22 protein-coding genes are annotated in these 23,037 nt (G+C 63.3%); 3 read left to right on the top strand and 19 right to left on the bottom strand.

Annotated features, from left to right (window positions below; genetic code table 11):
• Window positions 1-36: 36 nt before the first annotated feature.
• On the bottom strand, window positions 37-1,578 hold the full coding sequence (locus ACP8ML_RS05155) for a YfcC family protein (protein ID WP_117189594.1): 1,542 nt from the start codon (window positions 1,576-1,578) through the stop codon (window positions 37-39).
• 181 nt (window positions 1,579-1,759) lie between these two features.
• On the opposite strand from ACP8ML_RS05155, the gene ACP8ML_RS05150 reads away from it, so the two are divergent.
• Window positions 1,760-2,659, top strand: a complete 900-nt coding sequence (locus ACP8ML_RS05150; protein ID WP_016667502.1) for an aldose 1-epimerase family protein — start codon at window positions 1,760-1,762, stop codon at window positions 2,657-2,659.
• A gap of 54 nt (window positions 2,660-2,713) precedes the next feature.
• On the opposite strand, the gene rny is transcribed toward ACP8ML_RS05150, so the two are convergent.
• The 4 genes from rny to ACP8ML_RS05130 form a co-directional block, all read right to left on the bottom strand.
• Entirely contained in the window at window positions 2,714-4,339 is a 1,626-nt protein-coding gene (gene rny, locus ACP8ML_RS05145; protein WP_117189626.1) for a ribonuclease Y, read from the bottom strand.
• 97 nt (window positions 4,340-4,436) lie between these two features.
• Complete coding sequence (gene recX / locus ACP8ML_RS05140; protein ID WP_117189593.1) at window positions 4,437-4,985, bottom strand: recombination regulator RecX; 549 nt, start codon at window positions 4,983-4,985, stop codon at window positions 4,437-4,439.
• Window positions 4,982-6,028: a recombinase RecA gene (recA, locus tag ACP8ML_RS05135; RefSeq protein ID WP_117189592.1), complete on the bottom strand. Its 1,047-nt coding sequence runs from the start codon at window positions 6,026-6,028 to the stop codon at window positions 4,982-4,984. Before recA ends, recX begins: the two co-directional genes overlap by 4 nt.
• Window positions 6,029-6,337: 309 nt before the next feature.
• On the bottom strand, window positions 6,338-6,532 hold the full coding sequence (locus ACP8ML_RS05130; protein ID WP_016667497.1) for a DUF3046 domain-containing protein: 195 nt from the start codon (window positions 6,530-6,532) through the stop codon (window positions 6,338-6,340).
• 149 nt (window positions 6,533-6,681) lie between these two features.
• Here ACP8ML_RS05130 and ACP8ML_RS05125 point away from each other — a divergent pair, with 149 nt between their 5' ends.
• Window positions 6,682-7,440: a DeoR/GlpR family DNA-binding transcription regulator gene (locus tag ACP8ML_RS05125; protein WP_065672851.1), complete on the top strand. Its 759-nt coding sequence runs from the start codon at window positions 6,682-6,684 to the stop codon at window positions 7,438-7,440.
• A 120-nt stretch (window positions 7,441-7,560) separates the two neighbouring features.
• Here the strand turns inward: ACP8ML_RS05125 and ACP8ML_RS05120 are convergent, their stop codons facing one another.
• The 4 genes from ACP8ML_RS05120 to rimO form a co-directional block, all read right to left on the bottom strand.
• Window positions 7,561-7,836 carry a helix-turn-helix domain-containing protein gene (locus ACP8ML_RS05120; protein ID WP_004811583.1) on the bottom strand — a complete coding sequence of 92 codons (276 nt, stop codon included), beginning with the start codon at window positions 7,834-7,836 and terminating at the stop codon, window positions 7,561-7,563.
• Between the two features lie 101 nt (window positions 7,837-7,937).
• Entirely contained in the window at window positions 7,938-8,423 is a 486-nt protein-coding gene (locus ACP8ML_RS05115) for a CinA family protein (protein WP_069101471.1), read from the bottom strand.
• Entirely contained in the window at window positions 8,420-9,040 is a 621-nt protein-coding gene (gene pgsA / locus ACP8ML_RS05110; protein WP_117189591.1) for a CDP-diacylglycerol--glycerol-3-phosphate 3-phosphatidyltransferase, read from the bottom strand. The genes ACP8ML_RS05115 and pgsA overlap by 4 nt, the downstream gene beginning before the upstream one ends.
• A 120-nt stretch (window positions 9,041-9,160) precedes the next feature.
• A complete protein-coding gene (rimO, locus tag ACP8ML_RS05105) occupies window positions 9,161-10,585 on the bottom strand; it encodes a 30S ribosomal protein S12 methylthiotransferase RimO (RefSeq protein WP_117189624.1) in 1,425 nt (474 codons plus the stop codon).
• A 35-nt stretch (window positions 10,586-10,620) separates the two neighbouring features.
• On the opposite strand from rimO, the gene ACP8ML_RS05100 reads away from it, so the two are divergent.
• Entirely contained in the window at window positions 10,621-11,427 is an 807-nt protein-coding gene (locus tag ACP8ML_RS05100; RefSeq protein ID WP_117189590.1) for a fructosamine kinase family protein, read from the top strand.
• A gap of 126 nt (window positions 11,428-11,553) precedes the next feature.
• Here the strand turns inward: ACP8ML_RS05100 and pyrE are convergent, their stop codons facing one another.
• The 10 genes from pyrE to mgrA form a co-directional block, all read right to left on the bottom strand.
• Window positions 11,554-12,204 (bottom strand): orotate phosphoribosyltransferase, encoded by a 651-nt coding sequence (gene pyrE, locus ACP8ML_RS05095; RefSeq protein WP_016667491.1) that lies wholly within the window; start codon window positions 12,202-12,204, stop codon window positions 11,554-11,556.
• Between the two features lie 28 nt (window positions 12,205-12,232).
• Complete coding sequence (gene pyrF / locus ACP8ML_RS05090; RefSeq protein ID WP_016667490.1) at window positions 12,233-12,943, bottom strand: orotidine-5'-phosphate decarboxylase; 711 nt, start codon at window positions 12,941-12,943, stop codon at window positions 12,233-12,235.
• A gap of 26 nt (window positions 12,944-12,969) precedes the next feature.
• Window positions 12,970-13,893, bottom strand: coding sequence for a dihydroorotate dehydrogenase (locus ACP8ML_RS05085; RefSeq protein WP_065672653.1), 924 nt, complete (start codon window positions 13,891-13,893; stop codon window positions 12,970-12,972).
• On the bottom strand, window positions 13,890-14,684 hold the full coding sequence (locus ACP8ML_RS05080) for a dihydroorotate dehydrogenase electron transfer subunit (RefSeq protein ID WP_065672652.1): 795 nt from the start codon (window positions 14,682-14,684) through the stop codon (window positions 13,890-13,892). The genes ACP8ML_RS05085 and ACP8ML_RS05080 overlap by 4 nt, the downstream gene beginning before the upstream one ends.
• Window positions 14,684-17,890 (bottom strand): carbamoyl-phosphate synthase large subunit, encoded by a 3,207-nt coding sequence (carB, locus tag ACP8ML_RS05075; protein ID WP_117189589.1) that lies wholly within the window; start codon window positions 17,888-17,890, stop codon window positions 14,684-14,686. Before carB ends, ACP8ML_RS05080 begins: the two co-directional genes overlap by 1 nt.
• On the bottom strand, window positions 17,890-18,978 hold the full coding sequence (locus ACP8ML_RS05070; RefSeq protein WP_016667486.1) for a carbamoyl phosphate synthase small subunit: 1,089 nt from the start codon (window positions 18,976-18,978) through the stop codon (window positions 17,890-17,892). Before ACP8ML_RS05070 ends, carB begins: the two co-directional genes overlap by 1 nt.
• Window positions 18,975-20,312 carry a dihydroorotase gene (locus tag ACP8ML_RS05065; RefSeq protein WP_065672649.1) on the bottom strand — a complete coding sequence of 446 codons (1,338 nt, stop codon included), beginning with the start codon at window positions 20,310-20,312 and terminating at the stop codon, window positions 18,975-18,977. Before ACP8ML_RS05065 ends, ACP8ML_RS05070 begins: the two co-directional genes overlap by 4 nt.
• Window positions 20,309-21,253: an aspartate carbamoyltransferase catalytic subunit gene (locus tag ACP8ML_RS05060; RefSeq protein WP_016667484.1), complete on the bottom strand. Its 945-nt coding sequence runs from the start codon at window positions 21,251-21,253 to the stop codon at window positions 20,309-20,311. Before ACP8ML_RS05060 ends, ACP8ML_RS05065 begins: the two co-directional genes overlap by 4 nt.
• Window positions 21,250-21,825 carry a bifunctional pyr operon transcriptional regulator/uracil phosphoribosyltransferase PyrR gene (gene pyrR, locus ACP8ML_RS05055; RefSeq protein WP_016667483.1) on the bottom strand — a complete coding sequence of 192 codons (576 nt, stop codon included), beginning with the start codon at window positions 21,823-21,825 and terminating at the stop codon, window positions 21,250-21,252. Before pyrR ends, ACP8ML_RS05060 begins: the two co-directional genes overlap by 4 nt.
• Window positions 21,826-21,982: 157 nt before the next feature.
• On the bottom strand, window positions 21,983-22,996 hold the full coding sequence (gene mgrA / locus ACP8ML_RS05050; RefSeq protein ID WP_486703050.1) for an L-glyceraldehyde 3-phosphate reductase: 1,014 nt from the start codon (window positions 22,994-22,996) through the stop codon (window positions 21,983-21,985).
• Window positions 22,997-23,037 lie beyond the last annotated feature (41 nt).

Raw genomic sequence — 23,037 nt, 5'->3', positions numbered from 1 at the left:
TACGTCATCAGCCCACGTACCGGACCAGCCCGTTCCTCACACGATCGTCTGCAGGACCAGGAGGATCCCGCCATACACCAGGACGAACACGACCAATGGCCACACGAACTTCAGCCAGTGCGAGTACCTGATGTCCAGCATTTGCAGAGTTGCCATGACCAATCCTGTGGGTGCCAGGAACAACATCGCGTACTGACCCCACTGATAGGCGCACAGCACTGTGGCCCGCGATACCCCGGCGGTGTCGCCGAGGGGAGCCATGATCGGCAGTGCCAGAACGGCCAGACCTGACGACGAGGGCACGATGAATCCCAGCAGGAAGAACACGATGAGCAGGGACAGTACGAAGACGGGGCCGTTGACATGGGAGACCACCTTGGCTGACTCATACAGCAAGGTGTCAGAAATCAAGCCTTCATTGAGGATGTGATTGATTCCCCGCGCCAACCCGATGATGAGGGATACGGCCACCAGGCTTGATGATCCTGCGCTGAACGCATCGACAAGTTTTTTCTCACTGAGTTTATTTGGTCCGGTCGCAGCAATGAACATGATGACAATGGCAATGGCGAGGAATGATGACGCCATCGCCGGGAACCACCATCCTCGGGCCATAACTCCCCACACCATGATGGGGAAGGCTGCCGCAAAGAGGACGAGGATGACTTTACGACGCCAATCGAATCCCATCTCGGCGCCGTCATCACCCAAACCCCACTGAGCCGCAAAAGCGTCGCGATCCTCCCAGACGTAGGAGAATTCCGGATCTGCCTTCACCTTTCGTGAATACCAGGCGAGATAGATGACGACAGCTATCGCTCCTCCAACCAGACCCACAACACGCCATGACATACCTTCGGTGAGTCGAATACCGGCCGCATTCGCTCCAATGGCAGAGGAGAACGGGTTGATGGTCGAGAAACACGTACCAATCGATCCAGCGAGGAAGACCGACCCAACGACGACCAGAGCGTCATACCCCATGGCGATGAAGACCGGCGCAAGGATGGGATAGAAGGCGACTGCCTCCTCCTCGAGTCCACACGTCGTCCCGCCCACGATCATGAACAGGGACACGGAAAGGACAAGGATGAACTCTTTTCCCTTGGACTTGGCAGTGAGTCTCCCGAGACCGGCCTCGAATGCGCCGCTAGCCCTCACAACGCCGATGAGGCCACCCAGTACAAGGATGAAAACGATGATGTCGACGGCCTCGATCGTTCCCGTCACCATGCCGTTCGTAATCTCTCCGATACCGGCTGGATGGGATGCCAGGCGTTGATAAGTACCTGGTACTGACACCGACCCCGTCATGGACCCTGAGGTGAATTCCGAGATCTTCATGGCGACCCCGTATTTGTCCAGGGTCTCCTGGGTGGCCGCATGCTTCGTCATGGCGCCATGAGGATCCACAATGACCAACTGCTGCGAACCTGCGGAGTAACTCATCTTTGAGTAACTTCCGGCTGGGACTAGCCATGTACACGCAACGGCGAGAACTGTGAGGACGAAAAGGATTGTGAAAGCTGACGGAACCCGTAGGCGATGGCGGGTCTCAGTGGCATTGTTGCTCGACAAGGTTCACCTACTTTCAGCATCGGTGAGTCGTCGCAACGGAAAGACCGACGACACTGCCGGTTCACCTGCCCTCCGTTGGGCACTAGCAACTCGACTTACAACAGTATAACAACCCAGCACCGGCAGGTACTGGGGCTTAAGAATTAACGCCCGGAAAGGACGGGACGATAGGCTTTTCATCATGATCAATGACGTCATGCTCCCCACCGGCACCCAGTACGAGATTTCCCACGGTCTTTGGCAGGCCGTCGTGACGGAGCAGGGAGCCACCCTTCGCAGTCTTCGCCACAACGGAGACGACGTCATCAAGACCTTTGAGGCCGACCAGTCCCCCGCTTCGTCGCAGGGGCAGCAGCTCCTCCCCTGGCCCAACCGCATCCGTGACGGCCGCTACCGATTCGATGACGTTGACCAGCAGCTGGCTATCAGCGAGGTCGATCGCAACAATGCCATTCATGGTCTGGTGGCGTGGTCACCGTGGCACCTCGTCGAACACACCGACTCCTCGGTGACCCAGGAGATCCGGATCATGGCTCGGCCTGGCTGGCCTGGAACGATTGATGTCCAGCTGACCCACAACCTGGATGATCACGGACTGACGGTCACCGTGAGGGCTCGGAACGTCGGGGCCACGGCAGTGCCTTTCGGCTATGCCGCCCATCCCTATTTCTGCCTTGGCGGGTCCATCGATGAGTGGAAGATTGACGCTCCGTTTGCATCCTGGCTGCAGGTTGACGATCGGCTTCTGCCAGTGCGGATTTGTGGAATGGACGAGGTCCACACGATGAGTGGGCAGTCGCTCGGTCAGCGCACCTTCGACACCGCCTACACCTTGGATCGTGGAGGAACCGTTGGATCGCCGGCATGGCGCATCAAGGTCACCAGCGATGAGGCCAGCCATGAGTTGTGGGGAGATGCGACCATGGGCTGGGCGCAGATTTACACTCCAGATGACCGCCTCAGCCTCGCCGTCGAACCGATGACATGCGGGCCGGACGCCTTCAACGAGGGGCCCACCCATGGAGACGCCATCCGCCTGGAATCCGGGGACGAGGTCACCCTCACCTGGGGAATCGCCTGAGCTGCTGCTCGGGACGGCATCCCGAACCACCACGTTTCCACAAGGGCTGGTGGCTCAGGATTCCCCCACCGTCTCCACGGCTTGGAAGGAGCGGATGACGGTGACCCTGGTGCGTCCTGGCACGGTGACCTGCTCACCCACCGCCAACGCGATCTGACGTGCGAGTCGGGACGCGTGCAGATCGTCCACCGTACCCGGATCGACGAGGATCTGGACCTCACGTCCAGCTTGCAGGGCGAAAGCCCGTTCGACCCCGGAGAAGCTGGTGGCAATCTCCTCGATGGTGTCCATCCTGCGGACATGGGCCTCCAAGGAATCTCGACGTGCCCCTGGACGAGCCGCAGAGATTGCATCCGCGGCCTTGACGATGAGATCCGTGACGCTCACGGGCTCAATCTCATCGTGGTGAGCTGCAATGGCATGCACGACCTCATCAGATTCCCCATGGCGTCGTGCCAGTTCAGCACCGATGGCCGCGTGGGTTCCTCCAACCCCCGGGGTGAGGGACTTACCGAGATCGTGCAGGAAGGCCGCACGACGACAGGTGTCGACGTCGCCACCGATTTCAGCTGCCAGGGTGGCCGCGAGTCGGGCGCACTCGACGCAGTGATCGAGCACCTGTTGACCGTAGGAGGTCCGGAAGCGCAGGGACCCGAGGATGGGGAGGAGCCGATCGTCAACGTCGGCGATCCCGGCTTCGGACAGCGCCTCGGATGCGGCTTCCAGACACATCTGTTCGATGTGGTCGACGGCTCGCTGATGGGCCTTCTCGATGCTGATGGGGTGGATGCGACCGTCTTCGACCAGATCTACGAGAGCCTGTCGGGCCACCTCGCGCCGCATGGGGTCGAAGCAGCTCAGCAAGACGATGCCCGGGGTGTCATCGATGATGACCGTGACTCCCGTCACTTGCTCGAAGGTGCGGATGTTGCGGCCTTCTCGCCCGATGACGCGACCCTTCATCTCGTCGCTGGGCAGTGGAACGACGCTGACGACGGTGTCGGCAACCATCTCGGAGGAACACCGCTGAATGGCATCAGCCACGATGTGCCGAGCTTTGCCCTCGGCGTTCGTCGTCGCCTCGGCGATGATCGCCCGGGCACTGTATTCAGCCACCGCACGAGACTCTCTGCCGAGGTGCTCTGCCAGTTCGTCTTGGGCCTGGCCAAGGGACATCCCGGCGACGCGCTCCAGCTCCGCGACAATCTGCTCGTCACGTCGATCTAGCTCGGCGTCCCGCTCATCGAGGTGAGAGCTGCGCTCCGCCAACTCCAAGCGCTCCTTCTCGAGCTTGTCGAGGCCGGCGTCGAGGCGGCGACGGGCTTCGCGCAGCTGACGATCACGCTCTGTCAACTCTTCGGCAGAGCGCTGGTTGATCTCGAGCAGGGCCTCGGCGCTGTGGCGAGCTTGCTCGGCATGATCGGCTCGACGCTCTTCATCAGCGAGCCGCACTCGACTGGACTCGAGCGCAGCGCGAGCTGCCACGGTCTCGTCACGACTGCCCGCAAGATCTTGAGTCGCACGCACCAGGCGCTCCTCGCTGCGAGAAAGCTCCAATGCTTTCGCATCGCGTTCGGACTCTGCTCGTTCCGCCCTCCTGCCAATGGCTCGACGGTCTGCCAGCCAGCCAATGATGACTGCCACTGAGAGCACCGCCACCACGACGAGTGCGATGAGCATGACCTCCACCCTTCCTCACATCCTGACTCGGAGCTGCAGCGTCGCCCCCCTGACGTCGGTGCCAGGAAAACCGAGGTGAGAGGCAAACGATACGACCCTAGTCGAAGGGGCCGGTTATCGGCGCTTCGGGGGGTTCCTCACCGAGTTCCTCGCGGGCGGCACGGATGGCGGCCCAGCAGACCTGAGGTCCGTAGCCCTTGCGGGCCAGGGCACCCAACACCCGGCGGGTCAGACGGGCTTCCTCGACACCTCGACCTGCCCGCAGCTTGTTCACTGCGAGTTCGGTGGCGGCATCCAACTCGTCAGCCTCCGTGATCTGGGAGGTCGCGTCCTCAATGATCTGGGAATCGACCCCTTTGCGCGACAATTCGACTGCCACTGCTCTGCGGGACAGACCTCGCACACCGTGACGGGACGCTATCCATCGGTTGGCAAAGTCAGCATCATCGACGAGCCCCACCTCAGTGAGGCGATCAAGGACTGCCTCACGCACCTGCTCAGGCACACCTTTGGAATCCAGAGCTGCTGCGAGTTCACTTCGAGTGTTGGCCCGACGATCCAGTCGTTTGAGGCAGATCTCGCGAGCTTCCTCGTACCACTGGTCGTCGGTCAACTCCTCTGGAGAATCCTTGCGTCGCCGGCTCAGAATTCCACCTCACCGGTTTCGGGATCGACTCCCTCGGGAATTTCGGTCTCACGCAGACCCAGGTGGGTGAGGATCTTGTCCTCGATCTCGTTGGCGACGTCCGGGTTGCCCTTGAGGAAGTTGCGGACATTCTCCTTGCCCTGACCCAGCTGCTCATTGTTGTAACTGAACCACGATCCGGACTTGGTGATGATCCCGCAGTCCACGCCCATGTCGATGAGGCTTCCCTCTCGGGAAATGCCCTGACCATAGAGAATGTCGAACTCGGCCTGCTTGAACGGCGGGGCGACCTTGTTCTTGACGACCTTGACGCGGGTACGGTTACCGACCATCTCGGAACCGTCCTTGAGGGTCTCGATGCGACGCACGTCCAGTCGCACTGAAGAGTAGAACTTCAGCGCGCGTCCACCGGTGGTCGTCTCCGGAGAGCCGAACATGACACCGATCTTCTCACGCAGCTGGTTGATAAAGATGGCCGTCGTCCCGGCCGCGTTGAGGGCACCAGTCATCTTGCGCAAGGCCTGGCTCATGAGGCGAGCCTGTAGACCGACGTGGGAATCACCCATCTCTCCCTCGATCTCAGCCTTCGGGGTGAGGGCTGCGACGGAGTCGATAACGACGAGCTCAAGGGCGCCCGACCGCACCAGGGTGTCGGCAATCTCGAGGGCCTGTTCACCGTTATCAGGCTGGCTCACCAGCAGGGAGTCAGTGTCGACACCAAGCTTGCGGGCGTACTCCGGGTCGAGGGCGTGCTCGGCGTCGATGAAGGCGCAGATGCCGCCTTCGGCCTGAGCGTTCGCGATGGCGTGCAGGGCCACCGTCGTCTTGCCCGAGGACTCCGGACCATAGATCTCGATGATTCTGCCGCGTGGGAGGCCTCCCACGCCGAGGGCGACGTCCAGGGCCACCGATCCCGTCGGAATCGCCGCAATCTTCACGGTCTCCTGCTCGCCAAGGCGCATGACGGAGCCCTTGCCGTGCTGCTTCTCGATCTGCTGCAAGGCCGTGGCAAGGGCCTGTTCGCGATCTGCGGTCGCTGCCATGTCGTTCCTTCCTTGAAGACGGTCTCCCGCCCCATTTGCCGCGCGGCATCGCCGCAGCGTTGGTCATGTGTCGTGATGAGGGAGACTCACCGGGTTTCCTTGTGTCATCACTCAAACTGTAGGAGCGGGGTCGGACAATCCGTCAGGCACGTTCGTTCCTGTGGATGACTGCCGTCACGGCTGTCCGCTCGCTTGTGGACAACCCTTCCAGATGCCACTGACGACTTTGCAGCGCGTCGTGTTCCGGTTTTGTTCCGTTTCCGTTCTGGCACCGTTCCTCGGCATCCGGACACGTCCCATCTCCCCAGGTCAGCGCAGCGAGTCGGGCAGCTCCAGTGCCTTCCAGCAGGCCCGCCAAATCGTCTTGGCATCGACTCCGTCAGCCAAGGCTTCCTGCACCGTCCGTGAGTCGAGACCCGGTACAGCCTGCTGTGCAGCCCAGATTCGGCAGTAGTCGTCACCCAGGGCCTCAGCCAGTCGCGTCCACAATTGGGTCTCTGTCATGAAGACAAGCCTAAGGGCAGGATAAGATCAGCGCAGATGTGCGAACGCTCACTGCACGGCTCTCCCCACGAGCCGTGAGTCGCGCGAAAGGAGAAGCGATGACGATGCCGTCGGATGCCCACTCATCATCCTCACGGCGAAACGACCGCATGGTCGCCATTCTCGCCATGTTGCGTGACCACGACGAGGTCCCCTTGCGGACCATGGCGGCCACCCTGGGAGCGAGTGCTGCGACGATCCGACGCGATGTCGCCTCACTCGCTGAACAAGGCCTTCTCATTCGCTCACATGGAACAGCTCGCCGCGCCGGAACGGGGGCCGAACTACCCGTCAACTTACGGGACGGCCGTCGTCGTCGCGCCAAGGAAGCCATCGCACATGCCGTTGCTTCCGAGCTTCCGGTGGGACGTCACGCGATTGGACTCACCGGCGGCACGACGACCACCGAGATCGTCCGAGCCTTGCATCATCGCCATGACCTCACCCTCATCACGAACTCCGTGAGCATCGCCCTCGAGGCCGCCAGCCAGGGCCAGCAACGTGTCCTCATCACCGGCGGGGTGCTACGCCCCTCCTCCTTGGAACTGGTCGGCTCCCTGGCCGAGTCCACCTTCAAACAGGTCAACGTCGGCACCGCCATCGTGGGATGCGACGGACTGAGCGCCGAGGGTGGCCTGACGACCCACGACGGCATCGAAGCCGCTGCAAACCACACCATGATCAAGAGGGCAGCTCGCATCATCGCGGCTGTGGACGGTTCCAAGATCGGCCGGGTCACCCTGGCAAAGCTGGCTGAGGCCAAGGACGTCGACCTCCTCGTCACCGACGACTCAGCTGATCCCGACGAGCTGACCCGGTTGCGCGCCCTCGGAATCGCCATTCGCATCGTCCACGCATCGACTGACTGATCAGGCCGCACATCGCCCCAGAGACGGAGCCAATCCGGACCATGCGTGGTCGAGAGACCCACAACACAGAAGTTCCCGGCCCCAACGGGACCGGGAAACGTCAGAAGTTCAGGGTGTTGTTCATGCCGCAACAGTAATGCGGTGCTCGGGGGTGCCTTCACTCTTGAGCATCTTGTCGCTGACGATGCGCATCAATTCGGACTGCGGGAGATCCAAAGCGGTGCAAATGGCCAGGATGAGCTCGCTGGAAGCTTCCTTCTGGCCCCGCTCGACCTCCGAGAGGTATCCGAGGGACACGCGTGCGGCAGAAGACACCTCACGCAGGGTACGGCCCTGTGCGAACCTCTGTTCACGCAGCGACTCGCCGAGCATTTCACGCAGCATAGCTGATTTCATGGGCGTCTCCTCCTAGGTGATTCATCCATGACAACGCTCCCGACGAATGGAACATTCCCCACACGGCGAAATTCTTCACATTTTTTCTTGAGGGGGCGTCGTCAGTTCTGTGAACCGCTCAAAACCTCGCATCCGAGGTCCAGAAGCGCCTGGACCGTCGCCCGTCGAATCTCCTCGCGTGGTCCCTCCAGCTGAAGGTGCTTCACGATCGGAGCTCCCTCGTACACCGCACCGATGAAGACTGTTCCGGCCCCTTCACCGTCCTGGGGATCTGGCCCGGCAACCCCGGTGCAGGACAGACCGATGTCAGCCCGGCAGGCTTTCCGACATCCCATCGCCATTTGGGCCGCAGTGATAGAATTGATGACCCCGTTCTCGGCGATCCAGCCGGCATCGACCCCAGCGAGCTTGGTCTTGAGGTCGCTGGCATAGGTCACGAGACCGCCACGAAAGACCGCCGACGCCCCCGGAACGGTCGTGATGGTCGCCGAGACCAGGCCTGCTGTCAGGGATTCGCAGGTTGCCGCCGTCAGACCGCGTTCCGACAGCTCGGCAATGAGTCGACGTGCGCCTTCGTCGCCGGTCACTTGAGGTTCTGCTTCCGAGACTTCACCGGCTTGACCTCAGCGTTCTTGGCACGGTTACGGATCTGGATGGCGTCCCTGATGTACACCAGGCCAGTGACGACGGTGAGCAGGAAGGCGATGATCATGACGGCCCAGGCGAAGACGTCGACGAAGGTCGGGGTTCGCCACAGGCCGAGGCAGAACAGCGTGATTGCCAAGGACTGCATCGCGGTCTTGAGTTTGCCGCCCTTGTTGGCCGCCATCACCTCATACTTGAGCATCTTCATCCGCATGACGGTGATGCCCCACTCGCGCAGCAGGATGATGATCGTCATCCACCATGGCAACTCGCCGAGAATCGATAGACCAATGAAGGCCATGCCGGTGAGTGCCTTGTCAGCGATGGAGTCACCGATCTTGCCGAAGTTGGTGACGAGGTTGTACTTGCGGGCAATCTTGCCGTCGACGAAATCGGTGAGGATCGCCACCATGAAGACGATCGTTGTCACCGTCCGCCAGCTGCCCTCATGGGCATGGGCCAACAGCATCCATCCGAAGACGGGAACCGCAACGGCTCTCAGCAGGGTCAGCGCATTCGGAACGTTGATGTTGCTGGAGCGGTCCTTCTTCGTGGCCATGGGCACAGTATCTCGCGTGACGACGCCTGATGCGACTCACCGCCCCGAAATGGTTCCCGATTGGTCCGTCGACGTCAGCGCCGTGGGACCACGGTAGTGCCGATGCCGTGGCACTGACGCTCAGGTCAGTACCGGGCGCGCGACGAGGTCGACGCCGTCAGAGCCGACGAAATCGACATCCACGATGTCGCCGACGCTCACCCCGGCAGAATCGACGAGGGTCACGACCCCGTCGACCTCCGGGCCCTGATGCTCCGCCCTGCCGACGATGACTTCGTTGGTCTCCTCAATCATGACCCGACCACGGGTGCCGATACGATCCTCGGCGCGCTGGGAGACGAGTTCGTCGATGAGATCGGCGAGATCTTCGCGTCGTGCAGCAATCACGTCCTCGTCGACATGGCCGTCGAGGGTGGCTCCCTCGGTGCCTTCCTCGTCGGAGTAGGCGAAGATGCCAGCAACATCGAGACGCGCCCGCTGCAGGAAATCGGCGAGGATTTCGACATCGGCCTCGGTCTCGCCGGGGAAGCCGGTGATGAAGTTCGATCTGAAGCCGGCTTCCGGACAACGCGAACGGATGGACTCGATGATGTCAATGAAGGACTCGGCGTCACCGAAGCGGCGCATCCGGCGCAGCAACGGCCCTGATGCGTGTTGGAAGGACAGATCGAAGTAGGGCACGACCTTGGCGGTCGCCAGCATGGTGTCGACGAGCCCTGGTCGAAGCTCCGCGGGTTGCAGGTAGGACACCCGAATCCACTCCAGTCCGTCGACATTATCCAGGCCGGTGAGGAGCTTCTCCAAAGCGCGCAGATCCCCCAGATCCTTGCCGTAGGAGGAGGAGTTCTCACTGACGAGGAAGACCTCCTTGACGCCATGGTCAACCAGCCAGCGTGCCTCCTCGACGATCTCGGCGGCAGGTCGGGAGAGGTAGGAGCCACGGAATCGCGGGATGGCGCAGAAGGCACAGCGACGATCACAGCCCGAGGCCATCTTCAGCGCTGTGCTGGGTCCCGAGCCGAGACGGCGTCGGGTGGCTCGCGGTCCCGAAGCCGGGGCCATCGTGGCCGACAAATCAGGGGCGGTACCATGGCCGGGAATCGACACACCAGAGCTGGCTGACCTGCGGTCGACCGGGCTGATCGGGAGTAGGGTGCGACGGTCATGCGGAACATGGGCCTCGATGGATCCCCCGTCGAGGATGGTGCGAAGTCGATCGGCGATGTCGTCGTAGTCGTCGAATCCCAGCACGGCGTCAGCCTCAGGGAGGGACTCGGCCAGTTCACGTCCGTAGCGCTCGGCCATGCACCCAACCGCTACAACCGACTGGGTTGGCCCGTGGCCCTTGAGGTCTGCGGCTGCCAGCAAGGTGTCGACGGAGTCCTTCTTGGCCTGCTCGATGAATCCGCAGGTGTTGACGACGACCGTCTCGGCCTCGCTGGGGTCGTCGACGAGACGGAATCCGCCAGCCTCCATGCGGGCCGCAAGCTCCTCGGAATCGACGTCGTTGCGGGCGCAGCCCATCGACACGAGATGGACTGTCATGAGGTGATCACCGGCAGACACGAGACTCCATTCTGATCGACGAGGTGGTTTCGGCTGCATCCTACGCGTCTACCGTGAGATACATGACCTTTCGTAAGACCGATCACCACAAGAACGCCATCGACTACGAGGTTGCCGGGTTGACATGGCTCGCGGCTGCTCAGCCCGCTGGAGCTGCAATCGTCGAGGTGTTGGACCATGGCAATGGTTGGCTCACGGAACCCGAGCTCTCCCCGATCCGTCCCACCCGTGAGGCGGCTGAGGAATTCGGTCGACGCCTGGCTCACACTCACGCAGCAGGGGCATCCCACCTGGGAGCGGCTCCCGACGGGTTCGCCCCTGACGGCGGATACATCGGCCGCGCTCCCCTGCGCCTGCCCTCCGAACACATCGACTCATGGGGAGAGTTCTACGCACACCAGCGCATCGAGCCCTACATGGACAGCCTTGACGCCGACGCCCGCGCGATCATGTCCAAACTCGTCGACCGGCTGGCCAGCGGGGTGTTCGACCACGACCAGCCCGCCCTGGTGACCGATCCTGCCGCGCGTACGCACGGTGACATGTGGTCCGGGAACCTCATGTGGACCTCCGACGGAGTCGTCCTCATCGATCCTGCTGCCCAAGGTGGTCATGCCGAGGAGGACCTTGCCTCCTTGTCGGTCTTTGGTGCCCTCTTCACCAACGAGATTCGTGCCGCCTACGACGAGGAGTCCCCACTGGCCGACGGTTGGCAGGAGCGAGTTGGGCTGCACCAGCTCCACATGCTCATCGTCCACTGCTTCCTCTTCGGCGGCGGATATGTTGGTGAGACCGTCGAGGTAGCACGCCGCTACCTCTGATCGCTTTCCCCAGGAACGAGCTCATGGCCCCGCCATGTGAGGAGGCCACGAATATGTCTCACCAGCCGGTTCTCGGCATCGATGTGAGCCGATGAGGCCAGCCTGGACAGGCTCACATGAAAGGAATCAGTGGGAGTCGGACCAGGCCTGCGGATCTGAGGACCAGGTCTGCAGGGTGGCCAGCTGCTCCGGGGTGATGCGTCCGGACTCCGCTGCCACTTCGATGAGGGTCGGGTAGTTCGACAACGTGTACAGCGGCAGGCCGGCCTCCTCAAACGCACGATGCCCCTTCTCCAACTGGTAGGAGAACAGGGCGAGGACGCCGACCACCGTCGATCCCTCTCGCTCGACGGCCTGAGCAGCCTTGAGCACCGAGCCGCCGGTGGAGATGAGGTCCTCGACCATGACGACCTTGGAGCCGGCCGGGATGCGTCCTTCGATCTGGTTGCCGCGTCCGTGGTCCTTAGGGGCGGAACGGACATAGGCCATCGGGGCTCCGAGACGATCGGCAGCCAGCGCGGCGTGGGCGATGCCAGCAGTGGCGGTCCCGGCGACGACGTCGACCTGATCGAAATTCGCGCGCACCAGATCAGCCAGGCCCGAGGCGATGAGGTCACGGATCTGTGGGTCCGAGAGGGTAACGCGGTTGTCGCAGTAGATCGGTGAGTGCAGGCCGGAGGCCCAGGTGAACGGGGCATCCGGGGACAGCGAGACAGCTTCGATGTCGAGCAGACGCTCGGCGAATTGCTGGGCGATCTCCTTGTTGGTGACGGTCATGACGGTCTTCCTCCAGGTGGTGTTGTCGTCAGGCTGCCGTGCGTCCGGCATTCCATTCGTCGCGGATGGCGTGATAGGCCGCGACCGGGTCGTCGGCCTTGGTGATGGGACGGCCCACCACGATGGCCGAGGAGCCCATCGAGGCGGCGTTGCCAGGGGTGGCAACCCGGGACTGGTCCCCCACTGCGGCGCCTGCCGGACGGATACCGGGGGTGACACGCAGGAAGTCCGGACCCGTCACCGAGGCGATGTCGGCGGCCTCATGGGCCGAGCAGACGACACCGGCCAGACCGGCCGACTGGGCAAGTTTGGCGTAGTTACGCACCGATTCGGCCAGCGGCACCTCGATGAGCTGCTCGGTCTTGAGCGCTTCTGGGGAGGTCGAGGTGAGCTGGGTGATGGCGATGACACGAGTGGTCTCGGCCGCATCCCCGAGGCCCTCCAGAGCTGCCTCCATCATGGCCTTTCCGCCCGCAGCGTGGACGGTCAGCAGATCTGCTCCCAGCCGGGACAGGCTTACGGCCGCGCCCTTGACGGTGTTGGGGATGTCGTGGAGTTTGAGGTCGCAGAAAACATCGTGCCCGGCATCCTTGAGGCTGGTGATGACACTCGGACCTGCCGCGTAGAACAGTTCCATCCCCACCTTGACGAAGAGGCTCTCGTCGAACTTCGCGACGAAGTCGAGGGCAGCCTCGGCGCCGGGAAGGTCGAGGGCGATGATCGGACGGCTGGTGTCCATGTGTACTCCTTGATGGTGGTCGATGATCAGCGAGACCGACGGACCTCGGTGCGGAGGTCCTCGAGGCTGGGGATGTGCAGGTCGTCCATGAGCGGCTCAAGGCCGTCGATGATCTTGGGACATGCCACCGGATCGGTGAAGTTGGCGGTACCGACGGCGACCGCCGAGGCCCCAGCCATCATGAGTTCCAGGACATCGGCGCTGGTCATCACCCCACCCATCCCGATGACCGGGATGTCGACAACCCGGGTGACGGCGTCGATCATGCGCACTGCGATGGGAAGGACGGCTGGCCCGGAGAGCCCGCCCGTGCCGTTGGCGATGACGGGTTTTCGCCATCCCAGGTTGATCCTCATCCCGGTGAGGGTGTTGATGAGGGTCAGGCCGTCGGCCCCGGCGTCAGCGACCGCTCTGGCGATCTCAGTGATGTCAGTGACGTTGGGAGACAGTTTGACGTAAACCGGCACGTTGGCGGCCGCGACGACGGCTTTCGTCAGGTCGTGGGCGGCGGTCGCATTGGTGCCGAAGGTGATTCCTCCGCGCTTGACGTTGGGGCAGGAGATGTTGATCTCCAGGGCTGCCACGTTCGGAGCGGTCGAGATGACCTCAGAAACCGTGACGTAGTCCTCGGTAGTGTACCCGGCGACATTGGCAATGATCGGCAGGTCCGGGAAGCGCTCGGCCAGCCACGGCAGCTTCTCGGCCATGACGACGTCGAGACCCGGATTCTGCAGACCGATGGCATTGAGCATCCCGCCGGGGGTCTCGGCGACCCGAGGAACCGGATTGCCGGGACGCGGCTCAACGGTGGTCGCCTTGATCATGATCGATCCCAGCACTGACAGGTCGTAGTACTGGGCATACTCGGAACCGAAGCCAAAACACCCGCTGGCGGGCATGATCGGATTCTTGAGCTCCAAGCCCGGCAGCGAGACGGCCAACCTGTTCACAGCACGACCTCCTCGGCCTCGAACACCGGGCCGTCGTAACACACCCGGAACTGATGATCGGGGTCCCCTGCGTCCCCGATGACACAGGCGTAGCAGGCACCCACCGCGCAGGCCATCCTCTCCTCCAGGGAGAGCTGAGTGCGCACCGTCGGAGCCAGGGCCGACTTCACCCACTTCAGCATCGGGATGGGCCCACAGGCTTGCACGATGTCGGGGATGAACCGTCGCGCTGCGTCAGTCTCGGCGATCTGGGCGACGGTCCCCCTCGTCCCCACCGACCCGTCATCGGTGGAGATGAGCACCTCGCCCAGCTGGGAGAATTCATCAGCCCAGAAGATGTCGTTGCGGCCCCGGAATCCCAGTCGGAACTGCACCTGGACGCCACGCTCCACGAGGCGACGACCGAGCAGGTACAGCGGCGGGATGCCCACACCTCCACCAACGAGCAGGGCCCGTTGTCCAGACTGCACGGAGTCGAGGGCAAATCCGTGTCCCAGCGGGCCGAGGACATCCATCCTTGCCCCGAGAGGCACCCGCGACAGCTCGTCGGTTCCCCGTCCGACCACCCTGAAGATGAGGGTGTATCCCTCCTCGTCCGCGTCAGCTATGGACAGTGGCCGACGCAGCACGTGCAACCCACCGGGCAGCAGGTCGAGGAAGGTTCCCGGGACGGCCCTCGGCATCGGCCCGTCAGGGATGAGCCGCACCGAGTACACCCCGCGGGCAATCTCCTGGCGATCGGTCAGTTCCATCATCTGAGGGGCCGGACGCTGCCCCGTGGCCCCGCTCATCAGATCGACTCCGTCGAGAAGGCTCGCGACTCCATCACCCGGCAGATCGCTGCGGCGGTATCGAGGGAGGTGAACAGCGGGATGCCCCGGGCGATGGCCTCACGACGGATCTGCTTTCCGTCGATGATGGTGCCCTGGCCGTTGCCCATGACGTTGATGACGGCGTCACAGCCGTTGCGACTGATGAGGTCGAGGACGGACTCGGTGGAACCAGCCTCCCCCGACCCGATCTTCTCGGCCACGTCGATCCTCAGGCCACCCTCGTCGAAGAACCGCGCGGTGCCCTTGGTGCCGACGAGCTGGAATCCAATCCGGTCGAAGCGACGGGCCAGGGTGAGAGCCTCGGGTTTGGCGTCGTCGGCCACCGTGATGAGGATCTTGCCGTATTCGGGGACGTGCAGACTTGCGGCCTCGAAGACCTTGTACAACGCCTTCTCGACGGTGTCGTCAGAACCCATGACCTCACCGGTCGACTTCATCTCCGGTCCCAGGTGGGAGTCGACCAGGTCGAGCTTGGAGAAGCTGAACACCGGAGACTTGACGTGGATGCGCGTGGAGACCGGCAGCAGTCCAGGTTGCAGATCGAGGTCCGAGAGCTTCTCCCCGAGGATGATCCGGGTGGCCACCTCGGCCATCGACACCCCGGTGACCTTGGACAGGAAGGGAACGGTGCGCGAGGCACGAGGGTTGGCCTCGATGACGTAGACCGTGTCCGCACCGCTCGAGGGGTCCTTGGCGATGACGAACTGGATGTTGAGGATGCCCTTGGTGTTCAGTCCCAGGGCCAGCTCCGTCGTCACCTCGACGATGCGATCTGTGACCCGCTGGCCCATCCGCTGCGGCGGGTAGACGGCCATCGAGTCTCCGGAGTGTACGCCCGCACGCTCGATGTGCTCCATGATGCCGGGGATGAGGACGTCGGTGCCGTCACAGATGGCATCGACCTCGCACTCAAGACCGTTGAGGTAACGGTCCACCAGCACCGGCTTGTCGGGGCTGGCGTGGACGGCGTCGCGCATGTACCGCCTGAGCTCCTCGGCGCTCGTCACGATGGCCATGGCGCGACCACCAATGACGTAGGAAGGACGCACCAGTACCGGGTACCCGAGCTCCTCGGCGACCACCAGAGCCTCCTCGGTGGACCGGGCGGTACCACCAGGAGCCTGTGGGATCCCCAGCTCCGCAAGCAGGGACTCGAATCCCTCACGGTCCTCGGCGCGGTCGAGGTCGGCAAGCTGGGTGCCCAGAATCGGCACCCCGGCAGCCTCCAGCGGGCCCGCAAGATTGATGGCCGTCTGGCCACCGAACTGGACGATGACCCCCTCCGGCTGCTCGAGGTCGATGACGTTCATGACGTCCTCAATGGTAAGAGGCTCGAAGTACAGCTTGTCGGAGATGGAGAAGTCGGTGGACACCGTCTCCGGGTTGGAGTTCATGATGATCGCCTCATACCCGGCGGCCTGGATGGCCTTGACCGAGTGCACGGTGGCGTAGTCGAACTCGATGCCCTGACCAATGCGGATCGGCCCGGAACCCAGCACCAGGATGCTGGGGCGATTCGACTTCACCGACTCGTTCTCCATCTCGTAGGTCGAGTAGAAGTACGGGGTCGAGGAGTCGAACTCGCCGGCGCAGGTGTCGACCATCTTGTAGACCGGCTTGATACCGGTCTCGACTCGACGGTTGCGTACCTCATCGGCGGTCCTTCCCCAGAAGTGGGCAATGGCCGGATCGGAGAAGCCGTTGCGCTTGGCGATCCAGAGAGTCTCCGGATCATCAGGGCAGGCCCGCAGCCTCTCCTCGATCTCGAGGATGTGGGCGATCTTGTCGAGGAAGAAGACGTCGATCTTGGTCTGCTCGTGGAGTTCGTGCACAGTGCGACCGCGGCGGATCGCCTCGGCCAAGCAGAAGAGACGGTCGTCACGGGCGTGCAGCAGGCGTTCCTCGAGGATGTCGTCAGGTAGGTCCGCGACATCACGCAGAGCAATGTGGTCGACGCCGATCTCCAGGGAGCGCACTGCCTTGAGCAGGGATTCCTCGATGGTGCGCCCCAGAGCCATGACCTCGCCGGTGGCCTTCATCTGAGTGCCGAGACGACGATCAGCCCGGGCGAACTTGTCGAAGGGCCAGCGCGGAATCTTGGCGACGACGTAGTCGAGCATGGGCTCGAACATCGACCAGGTCGTCCCGGTGACCGGATTGCGGATCTCGTCGAGGGTCATACCGACGGCAATCTTCGCAGCGATCTTGGCAATCGGGTAGCCAGTGGCTTTGGAAGCCAGGGCCGAGGATCTCGAGACTCGCGGGTTGACCTCGATGACGTAGTACTGGAAAGACTCCGGGTCCAGGGCGAGCTGGACGTTACAGCCTCCCTCGATGCCCAGCGCCCGGACTATCTCGATCGACGCGTCGCGCAACATCTCGTGCTCGACGTCGGTGAGAGTCTGGGTGGGGGCGAAGACGATGGAGTCTCCGGTGTGGACACCAACCGGGTCGAAATTCTCCATGGTGCAGACGACCATGGTGTTGTCGGCGCCGTCGCGCATCATCTCGTACTCGATCTCCTTGTACCCGGCGATCGACTGCTCGACCAAGCACTCGGTGACCGGGGAGAGTTCCAGACCCTTCCCGACGATGCGAACCAGTTCGGCCTCGTCATGGCAGATACCGCCGCCGGTACCGCCGAGGGTGTAAGCGGGACGGACGATGAGCGGGTAACCGATGGTGTTACCCACCTCAACCGCCTCGTCGACGGTGTGGACGATCTCGGAAGCCGGCACCGGCTGGCTCAGCTCGTCCATGAGCTGCTTGAACAGGTCACGGTCCTCCGCCTTCTCAATGGCGGAGAGCTTGGTTCCCAGCAGTTCGATGCCCAACTCGTCGAGGATCCCGGACTTAGCCAATTCGGTGGCCATGTTGAGACCAGTCTGGCCGCCCAGGGTGGGGACGATGGCGTCGGGACGTTCCCGGCGCAGGATTGAGGAGACGAATTCCAGGGTGATCGGCTCGATGTAGACCTTGTCGGCGATGTCGCGGTCGGTCATGATCGTGGCTGGGTTGGAGTTGACGAGGATGACCTCGTACCCCTCCTCCTTGAGGGCCAGACAGGCCTGGGTGCCGGCGTAGTCGAACTCGGCGGCCTGACCGATGATGATCGGACCGGATCCGATGACGAGGATGCGATGCAGGTCGGTGCGGCGGGGCATCAGTTCTGGCCTCCAGAGTGATTGGCGTCCATGAGTGCCACGAAGTCGTCGAAGACGTGGGCTGCGTCGTGCGGCCCGGCGGCCGCGTCGGGGTGGTACTGCACCGAGAAGGACCCGAGACGGGTGTGACGCACACCCATGACCGTCTCGTCATTGATCTCGATGTGGGTGATCTCCAACTCCGTCCCGGCCACTGAGTCGGGATCGACGGCGTATCCGTGGTTCTGGCTGGTGAAGTCGATCCGTCCGGTGGACAGTTCACGCACCGGGTGGTTGAAACCACGGTGTCCGAAGGACAACTTGTAGGTGTCGGCTCCGTTGGCCAGGGCGAAGATCTGGTGGCCCATACAGATACCGAAGACCGGATAGTCCTCCTGGAGCTCACGCACCACGTCCTGGACCTGTGGGATCGACTTCGGGTCGCCGGGGCCGTTAGACAACATGATGCCGTCCGGGGCCAGGGCACGCACCCGGTCGGCCGAGATGTTCCAGGGCACCACGGTGACGGCGCATCCCCGCTTGCCGAGCTCGCGCAGGATGGAGTGCTTGAGGCCGAAGTCGAGGAGCACCACACTGCGTCCACCCAGGGGCGACGGATAGGCGGTGCGGGTGGAAACCTGGGCGATCTGGTCGGTGGGAAGCTGGGTGTCGCGCAGTTTCTCCAGCTCGGCGTCGAGATCGGCGCCCGGGCCCAGCAGGACCCCCTTCATGACCCCCTCGTTACGCAGTCGTCGCACCAGGGCACGAGTGTCGATACCAGCCAGGCCTGGAATGCCATGGGTGGTGAGGAACTCGTCGAGGCTGCGTCGGTTGCGCCAGTTGCTGGCCAGTCGCGGCACCTCTCGGCAGATGACCCCGGCAGTCGTCGGGAAGAGGGACTCCATGTCGTCGCGGTTGATGCCGCAGTTTCCGATGAGGGGGTAGGTGAAGGTGACGATCTGTCCGTTGTAGGACTGGTCGGTGAGGGTCTCCTGATAACCGGTCATCCCAGTGGTGAAAACGACCTCGGCCCTCACCTCGAGGTCAGCCCCGAAGGCCTCCCCCTCGTAACTCGTCCCATCGGCTAACAACAGGGTGCGTCTGCTCATCGCGGGTCTCCCATCTCGTGGTCATCAGTCTTGCCGATCTGCTGTCCTCGACGGTGCACCGTCCGGCCACCGACCATCGTCAGCACGCAGTCACCGAGGACGGGACGACCGGCAAATGGGGTGTTGCGTCCCATGCCGGCACCCTCCTCGGGGATGATCGTCGTCTGGGTCTGCAGGTCGAAGGCGGCCAGATCGGCCGGTCCACCCACTCGCAGTCGTCCGGCATCGGCCAGCCCGAACGTGTCCGCAGGCCCAACGGTGAGCCAGTCGACCAACTGGTCCAGGCGGAATCGACGGTTCAGCACGAAGTTCGTGTACAGCAGGGCGAAGGTGTGCTCATTCGTGATGACCCCGAAGGCGGCATTGCGGAAGGAACAGTCCTTCTCAGCGCCGGCGTGCGGGGCATTGTCCGTGGCGATGCAGGTCAAGGTGCCGTCACACAGCCCCTCGACCATGGCGTCGACGTCATCCCGAGTGCGCAGCGGTGGATTCATCTTGTAGAACCCGTCGTCGCCAGGAATGTCCTCGTCAGCCAGCAGCAGGTGATGGGGTGCTGCCTCGCCGGTGACCCGCGCACCGTCCTCCCGGCCACGACGCAGGGTGCGAATCGACTGCCTGGTCGAGGCATGGCACAGGTGGTAGTGGGCCCCGGTGGCTTCTGCGATCATGACGTCTCGGGCCACCTGGACGGTCTCGGTGAGACGGGTCATGGGCGGCAGGTCGAGTTCGCGGGCCCGGCGTCCGTCATTGATGACCCCGCCACGCACCAGGGACTCGTCCTCGGCATGGGCAGCGATGGGACGGTCCGCCGCGGCGGCAGCGCGCATGGCGTCGTACATCGTTCCGGCCAGCTGGACGCCCTTGCCATCATTGGAGAAGGCCACGGCCCCGGCCTGGGTCAGGGCATCGACGTCGACCAGATCGGTACTCGTCAGCCCGACGGTGATGGGAGCGATGGGCCGCACTCGCACCATCGCTGACTCCTTGATCCTGCGCTTGAGGTCGGCCATGAGCTCAGTGGTGTGCGGGTCGGGCACGGTGTTCGGCATCGCGCAGATCGTCGTCCACCCGCCGCGGGCTGCGGCGGCAGTGCCCGAGGCAATGGTCTCCTTGTGCTCCTGTCCCGGCTCGCGCAGATGGACGTGCAGGTCCACCATGCCGGGAGTCACGAGAGCCCCGCCCAGGTCGATGACCTCGGCGTCGGCTCCGTCGAGGGCATTGCGACGACCTCGTGAAATGGCTTCAATTCGGTCATCGTGGACGAGGAGCTGGGAGGGAACCGGGGTGGCTCCCTCCAGCATGGTCAACCCGGTGAGGAGGACCCTTCGGCTCACTTCGTCTCCCTGGCCTGCAGCACCTGTTCCAGAATGGCCATTCGCACCATGACTCCGTTCCCCATCTGCTCAAAGATACGAGACGAGGGGGCCTCCACGAGGTGACCGGAGATCTCACATCCTCGGTTCACCGGAGCCGGGTGCATGATGATCGCGTTCGGCTTCATCCGCTTCGCCCGTTCGTCGGTGAGTCCGAAGGCCTGCAGGTAGTCGGTGGCGGAGAAGTCTGGGCCGGCGTCGAACCTCTCGTGCTGGACTCGCAGCATCATGGTGACGTCGACGTCGGAGATGATCTCGTCGAGGGTGGCCATCGTGCCAAGCCTGGTGACGTCGTGGTCCATCCACTCGCGCGGGCCGGTGAAGACGACATTGGCACCAAGACGGGCAAGGATCTGGGCATCGGAACGAGCCACTCGCGAGTGGGCGATGTCCCCACTGATGGCGACCGTCAGGCCATCGACGTGACCGAACTCCTCGGCGATGGTCATGAGATCGAGCATGCACTGGCTGGGGTGCTGGCCGGAACCGTCGCCACCATTGACGACCGACAGACCGAGCATCCCGGTCGACAACAGGTAGTCGTAGTAATGGTTGGTGGAGTGGCGGATGACGGCCACCTCGGCACCGATGGCGTCGACCGTGCGCACCGAGTCGTAGAGACTTTCCCCCTTGGTGACGCTGGAGTGTCCCGGATCAAAGTCGAGGACCTTCATACCCAGGCGGTGCTCGGCCATCTGGAAGCTCGTCATGGTTCGGGTGGAGTTCTCGAAGAACATGTTGATGGCAACGTGCCCAGGCCCGACGTGCGGGGCCTCGCCGGCCTTGAACTGACGTCCGCGATCGATGATCTTCATGACGTCGTCATTGGACATGTCCTCCACGGACAGGAAGTGACGTCCGGAGTAGTCGACGTCGAACTCGTCAACGACCTCAGCACTCATCGGGATGCCACCTTTCGAATGGTGACGGCGTCCTCGCCATCGACTTCGGTGACGCGGACGTCAACAGCCTCGCCCAGAGAGGTGGGGATGTTCTTCCCGACGAAATCGGCACGGACCGGCAGCTCGCGGTGACCGCGATCAACCATGACAGCCAGCAGGATGCGGTCGGGACGGCCAGTGTCGAGCAGGGCGTCAAGGGCAGCCCGCACGGTGCGACCGGTGAAGAGGACGTCGTCGACGAGGACGACCGTCTTGCCGGCCAGGTCCCTCGGGACGTTGTTGCCGGAGAGCACCGGGTTCTGCGGGCGCTCGCGGTGCTCATTGGGATCAAGGTCGTCCCGGTACAAGGTGATGTCCAGCTCGCTGACGGGAACATCCACATCGCTCAGGGAGGACAGCTTGGCGGCCATTCGCTGCGCCAGGTATGCGCCACGGGTGCGAATACCGACGATGACCAACTGGTCGAGCCCCTCATTGCGCTCGACGATTTCGTAACAGATTCTCGTCAGCGCCCGCTCCAAAGCCTTGGAGTCGAGAACGGTGACTTGGCCGGATGACTGGGTGAGTTGCATAACAGGCTCCTACCGCTGGACACCGCGGGTGCGAGGGTGGAGCACACCGGGCGACGCGCACATGCGCAGCCGCCTGTTGGCACGACCTTCGCGACCTCACGGGATCGCCATTAAAGGGCGTCGCTAGGAGTGTAGCACGACCCGGGCTGAAGTTGTCTCAGCAGGCGTGATCAGCGAGCACCGACTCGATGTTCACCCTCTCGTCGTCGGTGAACGGTGTCGCTCCCAGCGCGTCAAGGTCGGAGTCCAGTTGCGGCACCGAGGAGGCACCGACGAGGACGCTGGTGATGCGGGAATCCCGCAGGATCCACGACAGAGCCATCTGGGCGAGGGTTTGGTCGCGGTCCTTGGCGATCGCGTTGAGGGCCGAGACGGCGGCGCGGGTGGCGTCGTCGATCTGCTCGGGACGCAGGGAAACCGCGCCCATGCCAGCCCGGGACTGGGCCGGAACGCCTCTGAGGTACTTGTCGGTGAGGATTCCCTGGGCCAACGGGGAGAAGCAGATGATGCCCATCCCCTCCTGCTCACAGGTGTCGACGAGACCATCCTCAATCCAGCGGTCAAACATGTTGTAGCGCGGCTGGTGGATGAGAAGCGGGGTGCCGAGGTCGCGGGCGATGGCGGCTGCCTTCTCGGTCTGCTCCGGATCGTAGGAGGAGATGCCGACGTAGAGGGCGCGTCCGGAGCGGACGATCCGGTCGAGGGATCCCATGGTCTCCTCGAGCGGGGTGCCCGGGTCGAAGCGGTGGGAGTAGAAGATGTCGACGTAGTCCAGGCCCAAGCGCCTGAGGGACTGGTCGCAGGAGGCGATGAGGTACTTGCGGGAGCCGCCTCCCTGCCCGTAGGGGCCAGGCCACATGTCGTAACCGGCCTTGGAACTGATGATGAGCTCGTCACGGTAGGGCTTGAAGTCGGTGGCCAAGATGCGGCCGAAGTTGATCTCCGCCTGACCGTAGGGCGGACCGTAGTTGTTGGCGAGATCGAAGTGGGTGATGCCACGGTCGAAGGCACGACGCAGCACGGCACGCTGGGTAGACCCTGGGTGAAGGTCTCCGAAGTTGTGCCACAGGCCCAGGGAGATGGCAGGCAGCAGCAAACCGCTGGTCCCGCAACGTCGATACTCCATGGTGTCGTAGCGGTCGGGGGCCGCCACGTATGTGCTCACTGCCATGTCCCTCAGGCTACCGGTGGCCCACGACACCCCGGCGCCGG

The sequence above is a fragment of the Cutibacterium sp. LaCa_255 genome (assembly GCF_057458005.1).
The sequence above is the reverse complement of the archived record's forward strand: the minus strand, read 5'-3'. Positions and strand labels throughout refer to the sequence as shown.